The 18,019-nt window shown below is 37.4% G+C and carries 18 protein-coding genes; 6 read left to right on the forward strand and 12 right to left on the reverse strand.

Going from position 1 to position 18,019, the window contains the following annotated elements; translation table 11 throughout:
• Positions 1-173 precede the first annotated feature (173 nt).
• On the reverse strand, positions 174-1,238 hold the full coding sequence (locus tag QM481_RS06250) for a carbohydrate-binding family 9-like protein (RefSeq protein ID WP_283381109.1): 1,065 nt from the start codon (positions 1,236-1,238) through the stop codon (positions 174-176).
• 182 nt (positions 1,239-1,420) lie between these two features.
• Between QM481_RS06250 and QM481_RS06255 the strand changes: the two genes are divergently transcribed.
• The 5 genes from QM481_RS06255 (at position 1,421) to QM481_RS06275 (ending at position 8,370) form a co-directional block, all read left to right on the forward strand.
• Positions 1,421-1,729, forward strand: coding sequence for a hypothetical protein (locus tag QM481_RS06255; protein WP_283381110.1), 309 nt, complete (start codon positions 1,421-1,423; stop codon positions 1,727-1,729).
• Between the two features lie 101 nt (positions 1,730-1,830).
• Positions 1,831-3,741, forward strand: a complete 1,911-nt coding sequence (locus tag QM481_RS06260; protein ID WP_283381111.1) for a beta-N-acetylhexosaminidase — start codon at positions 1,831-1,833, stop codon at positions 3,739-3,741.
• Positions 3,742-3,937: 196 nt separating this feature from the next.
• Entirely contained in the window at positions 3,938-5,578 is a 1,641-nt protein-coding gene (locus QM481_RS06265) for a M14 family metallopeptidase (RefSeq protein ID WP_283381112.1), read from the forward strand.
• Positions 5,579-5,631: 53 nt separating this feature from the next.
• On the forward strand, positions 5,632-7,377 hold the full coding sequence (locus QM481_RS06270) for a M14 family metallopeptidase (protein WP_166551460.1): 1,746 nt from the start codon (positions 5,632-5,634) through the stop codon (positions 7,375-7,377).
• A gap of 465 nt (positions 7,378-7,842) precedes the next feature.
• Positions 7,843-8,370: a L,D-transpeptidase family protein gene (locus QM481_RS06275; protein WP_283381113.1), complete on the forward strand. Its 528-nt coding sequence runs from the start codon at positions 7,843-7,845 to the stop codon at positions 8,368-8,370.
• Here the strand turns inward: QM481_RS06275 and QM481_RS06280 are convergent.
• The 7 genes from QM481_RS06280 to QM481_RS06310 form a co-directional block, all read right to left on the reverse strand.
• Positions 8,367-8,603, reverse strand: coding sequence for a hypothetical protein (locus QM481_RS06280; protein ID WP_166551462.1), 237 nt, complete (start codon positions 8,601-8,603; stop codon positions 8,367-8,369). The two genes, QM481_RS06275 and QM481_RS06280, sit on opposite strands and share 4 nt — an antisense overlap.
• Positions 8,604-8,726: 123 nt before the next feature.
• Entirely contained in the window at positions 8,727-9,287 is a 561-nt protein-coding gene (locus QM481_RS06285; RefSeq protein ID WP_283381114.1) for a Crp/Fnr family transcriptional regulator, read from the reverse strand.
• A gap of 66 nt (positions 9,288-9,353) precedes the next feature.
• Positions 9,354-9,755: a hypothetical protein gene (locus QM481_RS06290; protein ID WP_166551464.1), complete on the reverse strand. Its 402-nt coding sequence runs from the start codon at positions 9,753-9,755 to the stop codon at positions 9,354-9,356.
• A 13-nt stretch (positions 9,756-9,768) separates the two neighbouring features.
• The gene (locus QM481_RS06295) at positions 9,769-10,551 is read right to left on the reverse strand and encodes a Fic family protein (RefSeq protein ID WP_283381115.1); all 783 of its coding nucleotides are present in this window, start codon (positions 10,549-10,551) and stop codon (positions 9,769-9,771) included.
• 18 nt (positions 10,552-10,569) lie between these two features.
• Entirely contained in the window at positions 10,570-11,805 is a 1,236-nt protein-coding gene (locus QM481_RS06300) for an alanine dehydrogenase (RefSeq protein ID WP_166551466.1), read from the reverse strand.
• Positions 11,806-11,890: 85 nt separating this feature from the next.
• Complete coding sequence (gene tsaE / locus QM481_RS06305) at positions 11,891-12,478, reverse strand: tRNA (adenosine(37)-N6)-threonylcarbamoyltransferase complex ATPase subunit type 1 TsaE (RefSeq protein ID WP_310589659.1); 588 nt, start codon at positions 12,476-12,478, stop codon at positions 11,891-11,893.
• 89 nt (positions 12,479-12,567) lie between these two features.
• On the reverse strand, positions 12,568-13,245 hold the full coding sequence (locus QM481_RS06310) for an SDR family oxidoreductase (protein ID WP_166551468.1): 678 nt from the start codon (positions 13,243-13,245) through the stop codon (positions 12,568-12,570).
• A gap of 213 nt (positions 13,246-13,458) precedes the next feature.
• Between QM481_RS06310 and QM481_RS06315 the strand changes: the two genes are divergently transcribed.
• Entirely contained in the window at positions 13,459-14,193 is a 735-nt protein-coding gene (locus QM481_RS06315) for an MlaE family ABC transporter permease (protein ID WP_166551469.1), read from the forward strand.
• 378 nt (positions 14,194-14,571) lie between these two features.
• On the opposite strand, the gene QM481_RS06320 is transcribed toward QM481_RS06315, so the two are convergent.
• The 4 genes from QM481_RS06320 to mltG all read right to left on the reverse strand — a co-directional run bounded on the left by QM481_RS06320 (position 14,572) and on the right by mltG (position 17,992).
• Positions 14,572-15,195, reverse strand: coding sequence for an L-threonylcarbamoyladenylate synthase (locus tag QM481_RS06320; protein WP_283381116.1), 624 nt, complete (start codon positions 15,193-15,195; stop codon positions 14,572-14,574).
• Between the two features lie 243 nt (positions 15,196-15,438).
• Positions 15,439-16,275, reverse strand: coding sequence for a YihY/virulence factor BrkB family protein (locus QM481_RS06325; RefSeq protein WP_205690884.1), 837 nt, complete (start codon positions 16,273-16,275; stop codon positions 15,439-15,441).
• Between the two features lie 147 nt (positions 16,276-16,422).
• Positions 16,423-16,833: an acyl-CoA thioesterase gene (locus QM481_RS06330; protein ID WP_283326618.1), complete on the reverse strand. Its 411-nt coding sequence runs from the start codon at positions 16,831-16,833 to the stop codon at positions 16,423-16,425.
• Between the two features lie 109 nt (positions 16,834-16,942).
• Complete coding sequence (gene mltG, locus QM481_RS06335; RefSeq protein WP_283381117.1) at positions 16,943-17,992, reverse strand: endolytic transglycosylase MltG; 1,050 nt, start codon at positions 17,990-17,992, stop codon at positions 16,943-16,945.
• Positions 17,993-18,019: the final 27 nt, after the last annotated feature.

The raw sequence follows: 18,019 nt of genomic DNA on the forward strand, positions 1-18,019 counted from the left end.
GTTAGGTTGAAAATGAAAACTTCTTATTAAGCCATGTTGGAGTTTTGTCTCGCATACTTGTATTAGTAACAAACCAACTGGTCCCTATTCTTGATAATTAGGTAGTTGCTAACGCCAGCTTTGAAGGCTGAAAACCTGTTGAAATTATCTTTCAACCTTTAACCTAGGTAAATTTATAAATCTCGCACTAAAAGTCTGCCATCTTGTGTGAGTGTCAGCAGTTTTCTGTTAGTCAAATCTTTTAGCAAAATCATAAATAGATGTTCAGATGCTTCTATTTTGACTTCATACTCTTTTGGCCAATTCAAACCTAACTGACTCGGGTCAGAGGTGTATATTTTATTTTTTCCCAAAAAAGCTTGTTGAGCGTCATATCCTGCCCAAACCCATCTTTTCGCCGTTTCGATACTTGGCAATTGGTAGTGAATGGGGCTTTCTGAAACCTTTTTGTCAGAGAAAATTAAATAGCCCCAGCGATCAGGGATGTGCATATTAATCGCATCTTGTGGCGACCATACCCAGTTATATTCTGGCAATACACCCGTTCCATCTGCTTTTGCTTTTCTTACATATTTACCATTTTTAACCTCGTGCTGCCATTCTACTCTGGAGAAATTGATACGCCATAGACTTAAATCTTTAGGAAATGGCACCTTCAATCCCATACCCACTGACTCAAAAGGAATGGCAATTTCAACCGTCCAAAATTGATCTTCATCCTTAGGATTATTAACCGTTCCATGGCAATAAACCGCTGTTTTCATACCTTTTATATCCCAAGAAATAAGGGCATCGCCACCATTTCTGTATGATTTGGGCAAAAACAAATCGAAGGTATTATTAATAGGATTGACTTCGAGCTCAAAATAGTCATGTCCGTCACCGTCAGGATCGATAAATACTTCAAAATCATTTTCGAGAAATACGACTTGGTCTTTCTTATTTTGATATGACCACAAATGTTTTTCGTCCAATTTGGCAGCAATGTACAAATACTTATCATCCCACAACATTTTGGCTTTGGTCGCTTGCAAGGGCAAAGGCTGTTTGGCACCTTCTATGTCCACAAACTCGGTGGTCCAACTTGCTTTTTGCCAAGCTTCTTCATCTAGTTTTCCATCAATTTTTAGATTTTGAGGAGTTTTGTAGCAAATATATTGCTTGGGAAAATAAGGAACCTGCGCAAAGTTTTGAAAACCAAAGATGCCTAGACACAGGGTAAAAAAGAGTTTTTTCATAAGATATTAATAAAGAAAATTGGAAGTGTTCTATCTAGGTTTTGTACAAAATAGAATCGTACAATATTCTGACAGTTTTGTGTATTAACTATACCGAACTGTAGCGATTCCCATTCTAAGCTTTGATTTCAAGATTCAGACTTTTATATTTCAAAATGGTATCAACTCAATCAAACTTCATCATGTCGAATTTATCGCTTCATTTTGCACAAAACTTTAATCATAAATTGGATTGTGAATATTTTACCTCGATTCGCCCACAACGAGATATTTATCAAGTCGGTGCAGAAATAGATATTTATTGTCAAGAGCATTTTCTTAAAAAAGCAGTCATCATCAACATCCAAACACTGCCCCTTTTTGAATTAGACGATTGGACGGCTTTTCTTGACGCAGGTATGAATAAGGACGAACTGATTACTCTACTCAAAACCTTTTATCCTGAAACCGAAGGTTTACTCTTTAACGTATTACTCTTAAAAAGCTGTTGAGACTAAAAGACAATTTACAAAAGCAGATAAAACCTTGTTTATCAATCAAAAAAAAGTCATAATTTTCCTTTTTTAAATTTTATCCAAAATCCCAAAATTCTATGAAAAAACCGTTTTCAACCTTTAAAGCTGGAGCATTCGCCCTCCTCCTCCTCGCTTCGGGAGGGCTCAAAGCTCAAGATAAACCCCATAATGTAATTCCTGAGCCTGTCAAGATTAGCACGAGCAAAGGGCAATTCTTCGTAAAATCAAGTACTACTATTCTTATTCAACAAGAAGAAGCCAGAACTACAGCAGAGCTTTTGGCAGCACGTTTGAACAAAGCTACAGGCTGGAATTTTACCGTAAAAAAAGGGCCACATCAGCCAAACGCGATTAGTTTTTCACTACATAAAAATCCTGTGGATGAGCTAGGAAAAGAAGGCTATAACCTAGAGGTAGATGCCAATGGAGCTAAGGTAACTGCCAATCAAACAGGGGGCTTGTTTTATGGGATGCAAAGTATTTTGCAACTATTGCCAACAGAAATAGAAAGTAACACTGCCGTTAAAAAAGACTGGACGATTCCTTTTGTCAAAATCACTGATTATCCGCGTTTTGCTTGGCGTGGTATCATGTTTGACGTAAGTCGTCATTTCTTCACCAAAGACGAAGTGAAGCGTTTTATTGATGTAATGGCTCGTCTCAAATACAACACATTCCACTGGCATTTGACTGATGATAATGGTTGGAGAATCGAGATAAAGTCATTGCCAAAACTCACCGAAGTGGGTGCTTGGCGTGTGCCACGTATTGGTAAATTTAATCAGTTGGATGCTCCAAAAGATGGCGAGGCAGCAACTGACGGTGGTTTTTATACCCAAGAAGACATTAAAGAGGTAATCAAATACGCTTCAGACCGTAACGTAACCATCGTACCTGAAATAGATGTTCCGGGGCATAGTATGGCGGCAATTGCAGCCTATCCTGAACTTTCTTGTAGTAAAGATCCAAAAACAAAAGTAAACCCAGGAAGTAAATTTGCGGAGTGGTATGGTAATGGTAAATTCAAGATGTTGACCGACAACACGCTGAATCCTTCTGATGAAAAAGTCTATGAATTTTTGGATAAAGTATTTACAGAAGTAGCAGCGCTTTTTCCTAATCCTTATATCCATGTGGGTGGAGATGAATGTTACAAGGGTTTCTGGGAAGCCGATGCTAATTGTCAGGCATTGATGCAGAAAGAAAACATGAAACATGTCGAGGAATTGCAAGGATATTTTATGAAAAGAGTGGAAAAAATCTTGAAAACTAAAGGTAAAAAACTCCTAGGTTGGGACGAGATTTTGGAAGGTGGAATTGCGCCAGAAGCCACGGTTATGAGCTGGAGAGGCATCGAAGGCGGTATTGAAGCAGCCAAATTGGGACACAACGTAGTCATGACGCCTTCTCCTTATGTGTATATTGACTTTATGCAAAGTGACAGAACCTTGGAGCCACCCATTTATGCAACCTTACGTTTGAAAAAATGCTATGATTTCGAACCAATTCCTGAAGGCGTAGATGGCAAATTTATCTTAGGAGGACAAGCCAACCTTTGGACTGAAGGCATTCCTACTTTGGCTTATGCTGAGTATATGACCTATCCTCGTTGCTGGGCATTATCAGAAGTATATTGGTCGCCAAAAGAGAAAAAGAATTGGGAGAAATTTGTCACTAAAATGGAAAACCATTTTGACCGTGCCGATTTGGCAGGGATCAATTATGCTCGCTCAGCATACGATGCGGCTATCAAACCCTACATGAAAGATGGAAAATTGGTTGTTGAATTAGAAGCCGAAATTCCGAATTTGACAATTCATTATTCGATTGACGACACCGTTCCTAGCAAATTTAGCCCTGTGTACAAAGACCCTATTCAGATTCCAGAAGGACCTATTACTTTACGTGTAAACACTTATCGTAATGGCAAACCTATCGGAAGAATGATTACATTGAGTCGTGAAGAATTAGTCAAACGCTCAAAATAATTTTTCATCGTACTTTTTTCTCGATTGAGACTCTCAAACGTGTATTACATCGAATCATGTAGGTGTGATTGATGGATTTTCTAGGAATACCTGTATTTTTAGGAAAAATCACTTATCCAACCTTCATCGCAACTATATGATTCTCTTCATTCTCGAAAATTGAGAATCATTGAAGTCGAGAAAAAAGTACTTAACAATGAAAAAAACCTTTATTCTGGCTGGGCTACTCGCTTTTTCGAGTTGTGCTTTTGCCCAAAGCTCCTATTCAACCCATGCGCAACTGAGCACACGCCTCAAAACCCTCAGTAGCAAATACGCCACCACCGTCAAATTAGAATCTATAGGTAAAAGCAAAGGCGGAAAAGACATTTTTGCCCTAACACTTAGTAAAGGCGATGCAAGTAATAAACCAGCTATAGCTATCTTGGCAGGTGCCGATGGAGCGCATTTAGCAGGAACAGAAGTAGCCTTGCAACTAGCCGAAAAGTTTGTGGCTTCCGATTCTCTTGCTAAAGTTTTAGAATCAAAAACCTTCTATATTATTCCTAGCATCAACCCTGATGCACAAGAACAATTTTCAGCAAAACTCAAATTCGAGCGTAGTGGCAACGACGTAGATACCGACGACGACCGTGATGGACGCTTAAATGAAGATCCTTTTGAAGATTTGAACAACGACGGACAAATCACATGGATGCGCATTGAAGACCCAACTGGCGCTTATATCATCAGCAAAGAAGACCCAAGAGTCATGGTAAAAGCCGACCCGAGCAAAGGGGAAGTGGGCAAATATATCCTCCTCAGCGAGGGTATTGACAATGACAAGGATGGTGTTTTCAACGAAGATGGTGTAGGAGGTGTTAATATCGACAAAAATGGTACTTACGACTATCCATTTTTTACACAAGGTTCGGGAGAATATGCTGCATCTGAATCAGAAACGAAAGCTTTATTAGACTTTTTGTACACCACCAAAAATATTTATGCAGTATTTACATTTGGTCCTGCCAATAACTTGAGCGAAGCCACCAAGTTTGATAAATCTAAGACCTTGAAACGAATTGTCACAGGTATTTTAGAAAAAGATGCTTCGGTAGGAGAACAAATTACCAAACTCTACAATACGCAAACAGGCTTGAAAGACGCACCTGCTATGCCACAAACCAAAGGAAATCTTTCTCAAACGGCCTACTATCACTACGGAAGATTAAGTTTTAGCACGCCAACATGGTGGGCTCCAAAGGTATCTGCACCAAAAGATTCTACCAAGAAAGAAGTAAAAGATATCAAAGCAAGTGACAATGAAGATGTCCGCTTTTTGAAGTGGGCTGATGCTCAGCAACTAAAAGGAAGTTTTATTTCTTGGCAAAAAATCAATCATCCAGACTTTCCTAATCAAACCGTTGAAGTTGGAGGAATCGCTCCTTATGCAAAACTGAACCCTCCTATCAGTTATTTGAATGAAGCTACAGACAAACATATCAAGTTTTTCAAGGCATTTGCTTCTCAAATGCCAGATGTACAGATTCTTAATATAAAAACTGAATCTGTTTCTGCTGGTTTAACTCGCGTAACTGTCCAAGTAACCAATAAAGGTTTATTGCCAACTGGTTCAGAAATCGGGGATCGTGTGCGTTGGGTACAAAAGGTGCGAACAGAGGTGAAAACTTCAAGTTCTCAAACCATTATTTCAGGTAAAAAAGTCAACCTTCGTGGTGCTATGTCGGCTGGTGAATCACAGGAATATAGCTGGTTGATTAGCGGTTCAGGCAATATCACTATCGAAGCTGGTAATGCTATGACAGGTATTAAAACGGTATCTGTAGCGCTGAAATAGTTTTTTATCCTTCACAACGTACAATATTCAACAAATTATCTTAGCATTTTCTTATGAAAAAATATATATCCCTATTCTTGCTGTCATGCTCATTGGGTGCAGCAGCGCAAGAAAAAACCATCAACGATGACCTCACAGGGCTTCGTGCTATAGGAACTCCCGCTTCGCCAAAAGTAAAAATTAGCTGGAATCATTACAATGATTATGCGATGATTACTCGTTTTTGCCAAGATTTAGCAAAAGCTTATCCAGACTTGGTAAAAGTGGAGTCTATTGGAAAATCCACTCAAGGGAAAGAAATGTGGGTTTTAACGATTTCGGATTTTAAGTCTGGAAATGTAGATCGTAAACCAGGCTTTTATATCGATGGCAATATCCACTCCAACGAGATACAAGGAACTGAAGTGGCAATGTACACAGCTTGGTATTTGGCAGAAAGTTTTAATTCCGTAGATTTTATCAAACAACTTTTAAAAGATAAGGTCTTTTATATTGTTCCAACCATCAACCCAGATGCACGTGAGGATTTCTTGAAAAATCCTAATACCCCACACTCCCCTCGTTCGGGAATGTTGGCTTTTGATGATGATGGAGATGGGAAAGCAGACGAAGACAAATTTGATGACCTCGACGGCGATGGCAATATCGTGATGATGCGTCGCAAAACACCTTATGGTCGCTGGAAGGTTGATTGTGATAATCCACAACGTATGATTCCTGCTAAACCAGACGAAAAAGGGGAATACGAAATGTTAGGTTATGAAGGTATCGACAATGATGGCGATGGTGCTGTCAATGAAGACTTGATTGGTTATTATGACCCTAACCGTGACTGGGGCTGGAACTGGCAACCAGACTATATTCAACGTGGAGCCTTGTATCACCCAGGCACGTTAGCTGAGACGCGCAATATCAAAAACTTTGTGTATGCTCACCCTAATATAGCTGGAGCGCAAAGTTATCATAATAATGGAGGTATGTTTTTACGTGGACCTGGTGCCGAAGAAGACGCAGGATTTTATGTGCCTCAAGATGGTGCTGTGTATGATTATTTTGGAAAAATTGGAGAGAAAATCAATCCGGGATATAAGTACTTTGTGATTTACAAAGACCTATACACTGTATATGGAGGAGAAATTGACTGGCTTGCACTTGGTCGTGGAGTATTTACGTTCTCGACAGAGTTATTTACTTCTTATAAATTATTCGGAAAACAAAGTGAGGAGGGTCGTGGTCAGAATAATGATTTTGAAGAGTTTAGCAAAAATCTTTTATTCAATGATGCTTATGTCGCGTGGAAACCGTTCAAACACCCACAATATGGCGATATTGAAATTGGTGGGCCAAAGAAAAACTACACACGAAACCACCCTGGTTTTATGTTGGAAGAAGACGCTCATAGAAACATGGCTTTTACGGTTTTGCATGCTTCGCAGATGCCTAAATTAGAAGTATCAGAGATTCGTCAAAAAGCCTTAGCAGGTGGTTTTACCGAAGTAACAGCCGTAGTTACCAACGCCAAAGTTATTCCAACTCACTCAGCGCATGATTTGAAATACAAAATCGAAAGACCCGATTATATTTCTTTGAAAAATGCCAATGTAGTAGCAGGTATGATTGTTGAAAATGAAGACATCAATTTGACTAAAGAACAAAAATACACACCTCAAACGATTGAAGTTTCAAACATTTCAGGAATGAGCGCTGTGAAAGTTCGCTGGATTGTTAAAGGAAAACTGGATAAAGCAACTGTGGAAGTTGATAGTCAAAAAGGAGGCTTAACGAGTAAAACTTTGTAAATATGCTCTAGGCTGTAAGCCGTAGGCATTAGGCTAAAAAGCTTAAATTATTTTATAAGAAATTCTTGTCAACTTTTAACCTACAGCATAAAAGCGGTTGGAAAGAATTTTCCGACCGCTTTTTTAATGAAAACTTGGAGGATAATCCCAATCTTAATATTCGGGAAGACTCAGTTTTATTCCTACATATTGGCATTCAAATTTTAGTAATCAATCACAAATCACTCCATTAGGATAGCTCATGATTTATGAACAGTATCTCGAATCTGAATACGCTTAAAAATTCAAAACAGTATAACACAAGTTTTTCAAAATATAATCACATACCAATTTATAACTCTGACCGTTTACTAACTACACCTCTAGATTTCCCCCTAAATAGCTGCTTTTCAATCTTCTGAGAAATACCATATACTATCTTTGTAAACAAAATTCTTCTTTGCCCTCTCTAATTCCTAAAACTTTATGACTCATCCTCTCAAAATTATCTTTCGCACATTTATACTTGTTCTTATTCTAGGGCTAGCTATTTATCAATTTTTACCCGAAACTCCACTCCCTAAAAATGCACAAATCGATAGTCTGGTCGTATTAAAATCAAAGCGACAATTATTAGCTTTTTACGATGGGCAACTGCTCAAAACTTACTCGATTGCCTTAGGTCAACAACCGCTTGGTGCCAAAGAATATGAAGGCGATTTGAAAACCCCAGAAGGCAGTTATATCATTAATGACAAAAATCCGATGAGTGCTTATTATAAAAACTTGGGTATCTCCTACCCCAACGCAAAAGATATAGCTCACGCACGAAAGTTACACCGCCCAGCGGGAGGCGAAATTAAAATTCATGGACTAAAAAATTACATGGGACTTTTAGGCAAATTTCATCGCTGGTTTGACTGGACTTTAGGTTGTATAGCCGTTCAAAATTCCGAAATAGACGAATTATATAATGCCGTTCCTGTTGGTACTCCCATTATAATTTTTCCCTAAACCTCTTCAAATTCCACTGGTTCTTTCAAAGCATCTTTTGTATCTGCTTTTTTATTGACTGGAGTACTACAATTCCCTGCGGCACAACACCCAGTATTGGTAATAGCTTGAAAAAGTACAAAAGCACTCAACCCTAATAGTAAAAAATCCTTTTGCATCATCCCGTTTGTCAAAGCCCATGCTCCAACTGCCAAACGTAGAAATCGCATCACACTCCAATTCTTTAAATCCATGTCAATATTATTTAATTGCTCAAAGTAGTAAAAAATCCATCAATTTTACACAAATATATGAACATATAATCATTTAATAAAATTTCAAAAAAGGCTTTTCAGCCTTTTTTGATTTGCCTTGTATTAGGCTTTAATATTATTTCTAATACGACTCAAACTATCGGGATGAATACCCAAAAAAGAAGCCAAATCTTTTACAGGAATAAGCCTCAAAGCATCTGGTTGGTAGGTAATCAAATTGAGATAGCGCTCTTCGGCACTTTGCGAAATCAAACTATAAGTGCGTTTAGTTTCACGAATATATAAGCCCTCCGCAATTCTTCGGTGGAAACGTTCTGCATTTTTGGAACGTTCTAAAAGCTCCAAAACAGGTTGATAACGTAGGCGCATAGCTGTAACCTTAGTAACCGCCTGAATGCCTATGAATGACGGTGTTTGTGATAAACATGAGGCAAAAGAGCTAACAAAATTTCCTTTAAAGCCTAAATCCACGCAAATTTCTTTATCCTCTTTGAAGGAAATATATTTTACAGCACCATCCACGATAAAGTAAATACATGACTCTACCTGTCCAATCTCTGTTAAAAACTCTTTTTTCTTAAATTGAACTTCTTCTATATGACTACGATAGAAGTCCCACTCTTCTGACGAGAAGTTTGCTAGTCTGAAGATTGCCTCTTTCACGATTTCTATTTTTTGGGGATTTACTATCATCTCATTACATCTAATAGTGGGTTAATTACGCAATGTTTAGTCCTCAGGATAAGGAATATACACAAAACTAGCAAAATCATTATCAAAGACAAACAAACAGCAAAACTCATCTGGGTCTTTGTAACTTGTTTCAAAAACCTCGATACTTTCAGATGAAATAATTCCCCTTTGTATAAACTCTTCGGCTACTGTGGCATTATAGTTCCAAGTATTCCCATTCATTTCGTTGATACCGATCAATTTTGAACCAACAGGCACAACGGTACGAGAAACTGCAAAAATAGGATATTTAGAAAAACCTCTTGTTCTAATTTGATAAGAAGCTTCCTTAACAAATTCTGCCACTAAGGCGAAGTCTGTTGAAATAATGCCCAAGTACTTTCCATTCAAATCAGGAGAGTTGGGGGCATTAGATATAGCTTGATAATCTTCAATCATTTTATTTAAAATTTTACTTTTCAAAAATTAATGCCTCTTGAAGCATTAGTAAAAAAGGAATCGATTTTTCATAATCTAAGCCCTCATAATAAATACCTAACCTTGCTAGATTCTTATAGTAAGTATTTACGTTTTTGTAATAATACTTTTCGGATTGAATAAACCATGCACTTCTCCCTAATTTTTCAGCTAAAAACCACTTTTCTAATAATCGAGCTAGTCGTCCATTACCATCACTAAAAGGGTGAATATTTACAAATACCAGATGGATAAAGGAAGCGTAATAAAATACCTCTTCAACTGGCATTGGTTCTTGCAACAATTCATCTATTTCAGTCCAAAAAGCTTCAAATTCTTTCTCTATTAGTCCAAGTGGAGCTGCCTCATACTGAATTCTACCAGTTTTATGCTCCATAACAAGCATTTCGGTTTTCCGTAGCGTACCTCTTAGCCTTTCGGGAAGTAAATGAGCTGATATCAGCTTATGCGCCTCTAAGAAATTGGCGTACGTCAAGGGATAATCTTGAGCAAACAGGTATGCATTATATAAATCATTAGGTTTTTCTGTTAGCTCAGGAAGATATTCAATTTGTAAAAGTTTGTGCTTCACAAAACTATCAACCTCAAGCTGTTCTCCTTCTATCTTAGAGGAAGACATTACTGAAACAGAAGTATAAAATGTAAAGCTATGAGGTTCCAAACGTATTTGTTCTACCTCCGAAAATTCATCCTGAATATCGAGGTCTAACAATGATTTCCAAGTCTTCAGATATCTTGAGGTAATCAATTTTCCCATCGATAAATTTAGTTTTATTTAGAACCTAGCAGCCGCCAACAAACTTAGGTCTTTATAAGCTATTCCTAGTTTTTTTGCTATTTGAGCATTTGTCAAACTTCCTTTGTAACTATAAACACCTTTCATGAAAGCTTTATTGGCAAAAATTGCTTCTTCTATTCCACCTGTTTTTCCTGTCTTTAGCAAAAACGAGGTAAAAATATTGCTCAATGCCTGTGTAGCAGTATGTGCCACACGTGAAGGAATATTAGGCACGCAATAATGAATCACATCATATTTACGATAGGTAGGATTTGCTAAATCGGTCAACTCAGATGTTTCAAAGCAGCCTCCTTGGTCGATACATACATCTATTAATACCGAGTCAGGTTTCATTCTCGACACCATTTCTTCAGTAATAATGCATGGTGTAAAACCATTTTCAGCACGTAACGCTCCTATCACCACATCTGCTTGAATAATTGCTTCTGGCAAAACATGAGAATCGATAATACAAGTATAAACGTGTTGACCAATGGCATGTTTGAGGCGCTGAAGTTTATAAATATCTTTATCGAAAATCTTCACATCAGCCCCCAGACTAATCGCTGTACGAGCGGCGTATTCTGAAACGGTACCAGCACCTAAAAAAACTACTTTCGTGGGTGGTACGCCTGTTATTCCTCCCAAAATTACGCCCATACCATTATTGGCGCTACTCAAACATTCGGCAGCAATCAGCATAACGGTACTTCCAGCAATTTCGGACATCGCACGAATCAAAGGCAATCCGCCTGCATTGTCTTCGATAAACTCATACGCCAATGCTGTGACCTTCTTACGATTCAGTTTCTCAAAATACTCTTTGGTTGATTTTTGCATATTGAGTGCCGAAATCAAAGTTGCTCCATGTTTTAAGTATTCGAGTTCTTCTTCCGTAAGTGGCTGAATTTTCACAATCACATCGGCTTTATACAGTTCCTCTTTAGAATAGGCAATCTGAGCACCAGCTTCGGAGTACTGAGAGTCTTTAAATTTGGCTCCTTCGCCTGCGCCAGTCTCAATCAAAACCTGATGACCATTTTTTACCAAAAGCGATACGGCATCGGGGGTTAAGGAAACACGTTTTTCGTGTAAGGTAATTTCCTTTGGTAAGCCAATGAACAAGCTCTTCGCATTTTGCTTGGTCCATAACAACGCTTCTTGAGGCATTAGAGCCGTTTGAGTAAGACCTGTTTGGGCGAGTATTTCTTTAAATCCAGATTGTTTAGCCATTGCTTTATTCAACACAAGATTGGGTTAGTATAGCACGAAAATAAAGTGTTGCTTGACCTTTCCAAAATTCTATCGTGAAGGTTTACTAATTTTTTTTCAAAATAATAAGGCGACTTCCATCAGTTTGCACCGAAATTTCAATGCTTAAATAATTCAAGGGCCACAAGTTTTCAATCTTTGAAGGCCATTCAACAAAGCAATAGTTTCCCGAATCAAAATACTCCTCCACACCCATATCCATGGCTTCTACTTCATTTTTTAAACGATAAAAGTCAAAATGATAAAGCGTTTCTCCATTTTCGGTAACATATTCGTTGACAATTGAGAAGGTAGGACTTTGTACATGATTGGTAACACCCCAATGGGCACACAACGCCTTAATCAACGTAGTTTTGCCTGCTCCCATCTGTCCTTCAAACAACCAAATCAACTCGCTTTTGCCAAATTCTGCAATTTGAGCCGCTACTTCTGGTAATTGTTCTAGACTTTGATATTGAATTTGTTTTTCCATTTCCAAAATTAATTCTACGATTTCAAGAGGTAGGATATTATTTAGTGATTTGTGAATGAGCGATTTAGTGATTTTTTCACCATTCGTCATCGTTGGAATTAGCCTTTTGGGGAGTTTTCTCCAACAACCTTGCGTTAGCAACAGCCCAATCCTATCCTCCACACTTGAGTAGTTGCTGACGCTTGCTTAAGTCATTGGAGATAACTCCATCGACGGCAGAAATCACTAATTCACAACTTACTAATTCACCATTAAATATCTCCCAATTGTGGGCGTAATAAAATTTCTTCTAAAACTGTGCTGGCTGGCATTTTGTGTGCCGTCCAGATTACTTCTGCGACATCTTCAGAACGCATAAAACGCTCCGTTGGCAAATCGACACCTGCCCATGAATTGGTCAAGGTCGCTCCTGGAAGAATACTTGTAACACGTACATTAAAAGGTTTTAGCTCTTCACGCAATACCTTACTCATACCCAAAAGCGCAAATTTCGAAATACAATAAGAGCCACCATTGGTATAGGCTGTAATACTTGCAGTAGAACAAATATTAAAAATATGTCCCGAACGCAAAGCAATCATCTGATTTACAAATTGTCGAGTTAGATGATAAGCACTGTAAACATTGGTTTCAATCATTGCCTCAAGCGTTCCTTCCTCTTCATTATGAATTTGACCGGGGATAAAGAAACCAGTATTATTTACCAAAATATCTACATTTTCGGTATGCTGACGAACAAAGTCTGCAAATGCTATCACTTCGCTACGTTGTGATAAGTCTGCCTTGAAAAAATATACATTCGATAATTCTTTTAAGGACTCGTCTTCAGTACGAGCACACGTGAACACTTGATATTGTTCTTGGGCAAACTTTTCAACAATAGCTCTTCCGATACCTTTTGTTCCGCCCGTTACTATAATTGATTTCATAAATGATTGTTTATGGCATATATCTTCAATAATACCTTAACCTGAATTATTTTCCTATTCCTAATAACAACATCAGTCATAAAAACTCTGTTCCCTTCACCGATTATTCCTGTAAGGTTTGTTATCTTTGAGGGCACAGCTTGCTAAAGTTGTCATAGCTACAAAAAACGTAGCAACGAAGTTACTAACTTATAACGCTTAACAGAAAACGAAGTGACAAGAATAGGGAGATATTTCATTTTCATGGGGAATTTATTTAAAAATCCTGAAAAATTTAAGGTTTATTTTGATTTGGTATTTGAGGAGGCTTATGAAATTGGAATTAATTCTCTACTCATTGTTTCAATTGTTTCCTCCTTTATTGGTGCTGTAACCTGTGTACAAACCGCTGCTAACTTGTCGAATCCTTTTGTACCGAAGTACATTATTAGTTTGATTGTACGAGATTCTACAATTTTGGAACTTGCACCAACCATTACTGCCATTGTTTTGGCAGGAAAAGTTGGCTCGCACATTGCCAGTCAATTGGGTACCATGCAAATTACTGAACAGATTGATGCCTTGGAGGTAATGGGTATTAATTCTACTTCTTATTTGGTTTTACCCAAAATCATTGGTGCCATTATTACTTTTCCAATGTTGGTAGCCTTAGCAGGATTTCTTTCTATTTATGGAGGTTATTTAGCAGGTTGGCTTTCAGGTGCTATTTCACCATCAGAGTATATTCAAGGCTTACGTTTTGACTTTCATCCTATATATGTACCTTTTGCGATTATCAAATCAGTAGTTTTTGCCTTTTTGATTGCTTCCATTTCGGCATTTCAAGGCTATTTTACCAAAGGTGGAGCATTAGAGGTAGGGCAGTCATCGACCAAAGCCGTGACAAATAGCTGTATTGCCGTATTAGTTGCCGATTATTTACTTGCGCAATTACTTGTGGGAAGTTGAGATAGTCATCGTTCTTTAAGAATCAAACATGAGTCATCCCTAATTTAGTGATTTAGCGATTGAATGAATGAGTGATTAATTTAAAATTTGTATTCTGGTAGTAGAGACGCAATGATTGCGTCTTAAGCTGAGTAAATTCTAGCATAGTTTCATCAAAAAAGCGGTCAGAAAATATTTTCCGACCGCTTTTTTGATGAAAACTTAGAGAATAACCCCAATCTTAAAATTCGGGATGACTCATGTTTGATAAATGCTTAGAAAATAACCTAAATGGTAAAATTAGGAATGCCTGATATTTAATAATGACTAATAGTGCAAAACAAAATCCAACCTATTTTAGGCAAGTACAAAGGACAACCAACAATTCATCACTCACAACTACAAAAACTCCTCCAATTCGCCCAATCCTTGACGAATCACTTCAAAATCATCGGAAGTAGCATCTACAATCGTTGAAGGAATATTATTACCAAATCCTCCATCAATTACAATATCAACTACATTTTGAAATTTTTCAAAAATTAATTCTGGGTCAGTTGAATACTCCACAATATCGTCCTCATCACGAATCGAAGTTGTGATAATTGGGTTGCCTAACTCTTTGACAATTAATCGTGTGATTTCGTTATCAGGAATACGTATCCCAACAGTTTTCTTTCCTTGAGCCAACACTTTCGGTACCTTGTTGTTACCATCCAATACAAAAGTAAACGGTCCGGGCAAGGCCTTTTTCATTAGCTTAAAAGCGGCATTCGAAACCTTAGCATAATCCGAAATATGACTCAAATCATAACAGATAAAAGAGAAATTATTTTTGTTCGGCTTTATTCCTTTGATTTGACAAATACGTTCAACGGCACGGGTATTATGAATATCACATCCCAATCCATACACCGTATCGGTAGGGTATATAATGACGCCACCGTCTTTTAGGCACGAAATAATCTGATCGATTTTTCGCATATCTGTACCTTTTTCGTACAGCTTAATAAACTCTGCCATGGTACCTCCTTCTAAAAAATGTTCTGTGGATTGCGATTTATTGATGTAACAAGGTGGGAACTTGATGTCAAAAAACAAAATAGAACTACTTTTTTTTCAAAAATGCTTCTATTTCTTTCGAAAAGTAAAAATTTGGCACGATTATGGAGGAAAATTGATTATCAATGCTAAAAAGTAGGAATACTTCATTGATTTTTATGGGTTAGGGTACAAAAAGCCGTGCTTACTTTGAGTGCGGCTTTTTCAATTTTCAACCGATAAAAACTCTTCCTCGCTATCTGGCGGCACATTAATCGCATGGTCGATACTCGCATTTATCTCAAAACCAAGAATCAATACCAACGCAATCAGATATAGCCAAACCATCAGGGCGATAAAGGTACCAATTGTTCCATAAAGCCTGTTGTAGGAGGCAAAGTTGGAAAGGTAATAGGAAAATCCGTTCGTAATAACAATTGTCAAAATAGAGGCTGTAATTGAGCCGACATTAATAAATTTCCATTTTTTGTGTACCGATGGACCCCAATAATACACAATGGATATCACCAGAAAAAACAGCGCAAATATTACGAAATAGGTTAATGCTTGTAAGATATAAAACGTAAAATTGGGGTCAATCATCCCTCCTTCAAACAGCATATCAACTAAAAGTCGTCCTACAATCAATACCACAATTGATACAAACAACACCATTGTCAACAAGAAATTCATCATAACAGCAATCAATCTAGCTTTGACAAAACCTCTTTTTTCTTGTGTTGTCAGGGTTAAATTAAAGGCTCGCATCAGCGCCATTGTTCCACTTGTAGAAGCATACAAGGCAAAGAAAAAACCGAGTGATAAAACGCCTCCTCGGGGCTTACTTATAATCTCGACTATTGTACGTTTGGCTTCTCCATAAATTCCTGCAGGCATTACATCTGAAAGTAAATTAAGAATTCTTTCGTCTAGATTCTCAACAGGAATATAGGGAATTAAAGAAAAAAGAAAAATCAACGTAGGGAAAACCGCCAAAGTAAAATTATACGCCACCGCCGCTGCACGAACGTCAATATCGAACTGAATGATTTTTTGAATCAAGATTTTCAGTACGTAATAAACAGTTGCAGTAGTATTTTTTAAATGTGTTGTTTGTAAAAAATAGATTACGAGGGAGTATAATTTAGTATTTCTTAGTCGTTTGAGCATTCCGGTATCTTTTACTTTCCTTCAAAAAATCTTTTAGATTTAGCCCGCAAAATAAGGTTGTAGCAATATTGTTAATTCTTTGGGGGCTTTTGTTAAGCGATTGGTTTCACGATTTACAAACACCAAGATGGTTTCACCAGTATGGACTAATTTTCCTTCCGTATTGAATATTTCATAATTGAAAACAACACGTGCGGATGGCATAGTTTGTAAACTCGTTTTGATAGTGAGCATTTCGTCATAAAGCGCTGGTGCAATATATTTGGATTTATTTTCATACACTGGCATCATGACACCAGAATCTTCCATTTCTTTATAACTAAAGCCTAAACTTCTCAGTGCTTCTACCCTACCAATTTCATACAAACGGGCATAGTTGCCATAATATACATAGCCCATTTGGTCGGTATCCGCATAGCGAACTCGGTATGTGAATTCGTGAATATACATAAGAATTACGAAATTTTGAGGAAATTGGATGCTTTGATTTGGTATAAAAAAACAAAGACTACAAAGTTGCCACGTATGCCATACTTTATAGTCTTTGGGTCTTTGAGAATTATTTTTTAGTACTATGAATATTGAGTTTATTCAAAGCATCTTGGTAAATGCGAGCGTTATTCAAATGATCTTCGAAGCTCTCAGCAAAATTGTGATAACCTGAAAAATCCTCTTTTGCACAGAAATACATGTATTTATGATGTTCATAATTCAAAACAGCATCAATTGATTTCAAATCTGGCAAGTTAATTGGCCCTGGAGGCAAACCAATAACCTTGTAGGTATTATATGGCGATTTAATACTTGTCAAGGTACTATTCACACGCTTTATCGTAAAATCTTGGTGCGCAAAAACCACCGTTGGGTCAGCCTGTAGAGGCATTTTTGCATTCAAACGATTCATATATACACCTGCTACTCTTGGCTTTTCGTCTGGCTTTTTGGTTTCGGCTTCGACGATTGATGCCATAATTTGCGCTTGAATTGGCGTCAAACCAATGGCAGCGGCCTTTTGTTTGCGTTCTTCTGTCCAGAATTTTTTGTACCAACCGTGCATTGTATCAAAAAACTCATTGGGTGTAACGGTCCAATAAACTTCGTAGGTATTTGGTAAAAACATACACATAATAGTCTCATTAGTAAAACCGTATTTACTAGCTACAGCACTATCATTCAGCATTTTAGCAAATGTTAATGAGTCGAATTGGAAACGGTTACCTATTTTGTGTACCAAATCTTTTTTCAAACGAATATTATTGAAAGTCAAGCGAATAGCATCCTGACGACCAGAGCGAAGTTTTTTCAATAACTCATAATTACCCATTTCAGCCGTAATCATATAACGACCTTCATGTACATTTTCATGAAACTTTAAAAGTTTAGCTAAAAACTTAAATGATAGCTCATCTCTTACAATTTTATGAGCACTCAAAGAGTCCCATACTGTTTCAAATGTGGCTCCTTTAGGAATCAACAAAGCGAACCCTTTCTTTTCATCTACCTGATAATTAGGCGTTTTAGCAATTTGCCAAACATAATAAGAGAACATTGCCGCAAACAAAGCAACTGTAATAATCAGATAGCGAATGAGTTTGTTATTCTTTTGCATTTTTGATTTGATAAGCTATTTATTGAG

Origin of the sequence: Flectobacillus rivi, from assembly GCF_030056655.1 — a bacterium.
Taxonomy (GTDB): domain Bacteria; phylum Bacteroidota; class Bacteroidia; order Cytophagales; family Spirosomataceae; genus Flectobacillus; species Flectobacillus rivi.

Excerpts from the sequence above, each read along its gene's own strand:
- QM481_RS06250 (WP_283381109.1), bottom strand. The coding sequence starts at position 1,238 with ATGAAAAAACTCTTTTTTACCCTGTGTCTAGGCATCTTTGGTTTTCAA.
- QM481_RS06255 (WP_283381110.1), top strand. The coding sequence starts at position 1,421 with ATGTCGAATTTATCGCTTCATTTTGCACAAAACTTTAATCATAAATTG.
- QM481_RS06260 (WP_283381111.1), top strand. The coding sequence starts at position 1,831 with ATGAAAAAACCGTTTTCAACCTTTAAAGCTGGAGCATTCGCCCTCCTC.
- QM481_RS06265 (WP_283381112.1), top strand. The coding sequence starts at position 3,938 with ATGAAAAAAACCTTTATTCTGGCTGGGCTACTCGCTTTTTCGAGTTGT.
- QM481_RS06270 (WP_166551460.1), top strand. The coding sequence starts at position 5,632 with ATGAAAAAATATATATCCCTATTCTTGCTGTCATGCTCATTGGGTGCA.
- QM481_RS06275 (WP_283381113.1), top strand. The coding sequence starts at position 7,843 with ATGACTCATCCTCTCAAAATTATCTTTCGCACATTTATACTTGTTCTT.
- QM481_RS06280 (WP_166551462.1), bottom strand. The coding sequence starts at position 8,603 with ATGGATTTAAAGAATTGGAGTGTGATGCGATTTCTACGTTTGGCAGTT.
- QM481_RS06290 (WP_166551464.1), bottom strand. The coding sequence starts at position 9,755 with ATGATTGAAGATTATCAAGCTATATCTAATGCCCCCAACTCTCCTGAT.
- QM481_RS06295 (WP_283381115.1), bottom strand. The coding sequence starts at position 10,551 with ATGGGAAAATTGATTACCTCAAGATATCTGAAGACTTGGAAATCATTG.
- QM481_RS06300 (WP_166551466.1), bottom strand. The coding sequence starts at position 11,805 with ATGGCTAAACAATCTGGATTTAAAGAAATACTCGCCCAAACAGGTCTT.
- QM481_RS06310 (WP_166551468.1), bottom strand. The coding sequence starts at position 13,245 with ATGAAATCAATTATAGTAACGGGCGGAACAAAAGGTATCGGAAGAGCT.
- QM481_RS06320 (WP_283381116.1), bottom strand. The coding sequence starts at position 15,195 with ATGGCAGAGTTTATTAAGCTGTACGAAAAAGGTACAGATATGCGAAAA.
- QM481_RS06330 (WP_283326618.1), bottom strand. The coding sequence starts at position 16,833 with ATGTATATTCACGAATTCACATACCGAGTTCGCTATGCGGATACCGAC.
- mltG (WP_283381117.1), bottom strand. The coding sequence starts at position 17,992 with ATGCAAAAGAATAACAAACTCATTCGCTATCTGATTATTACAGTTGCT.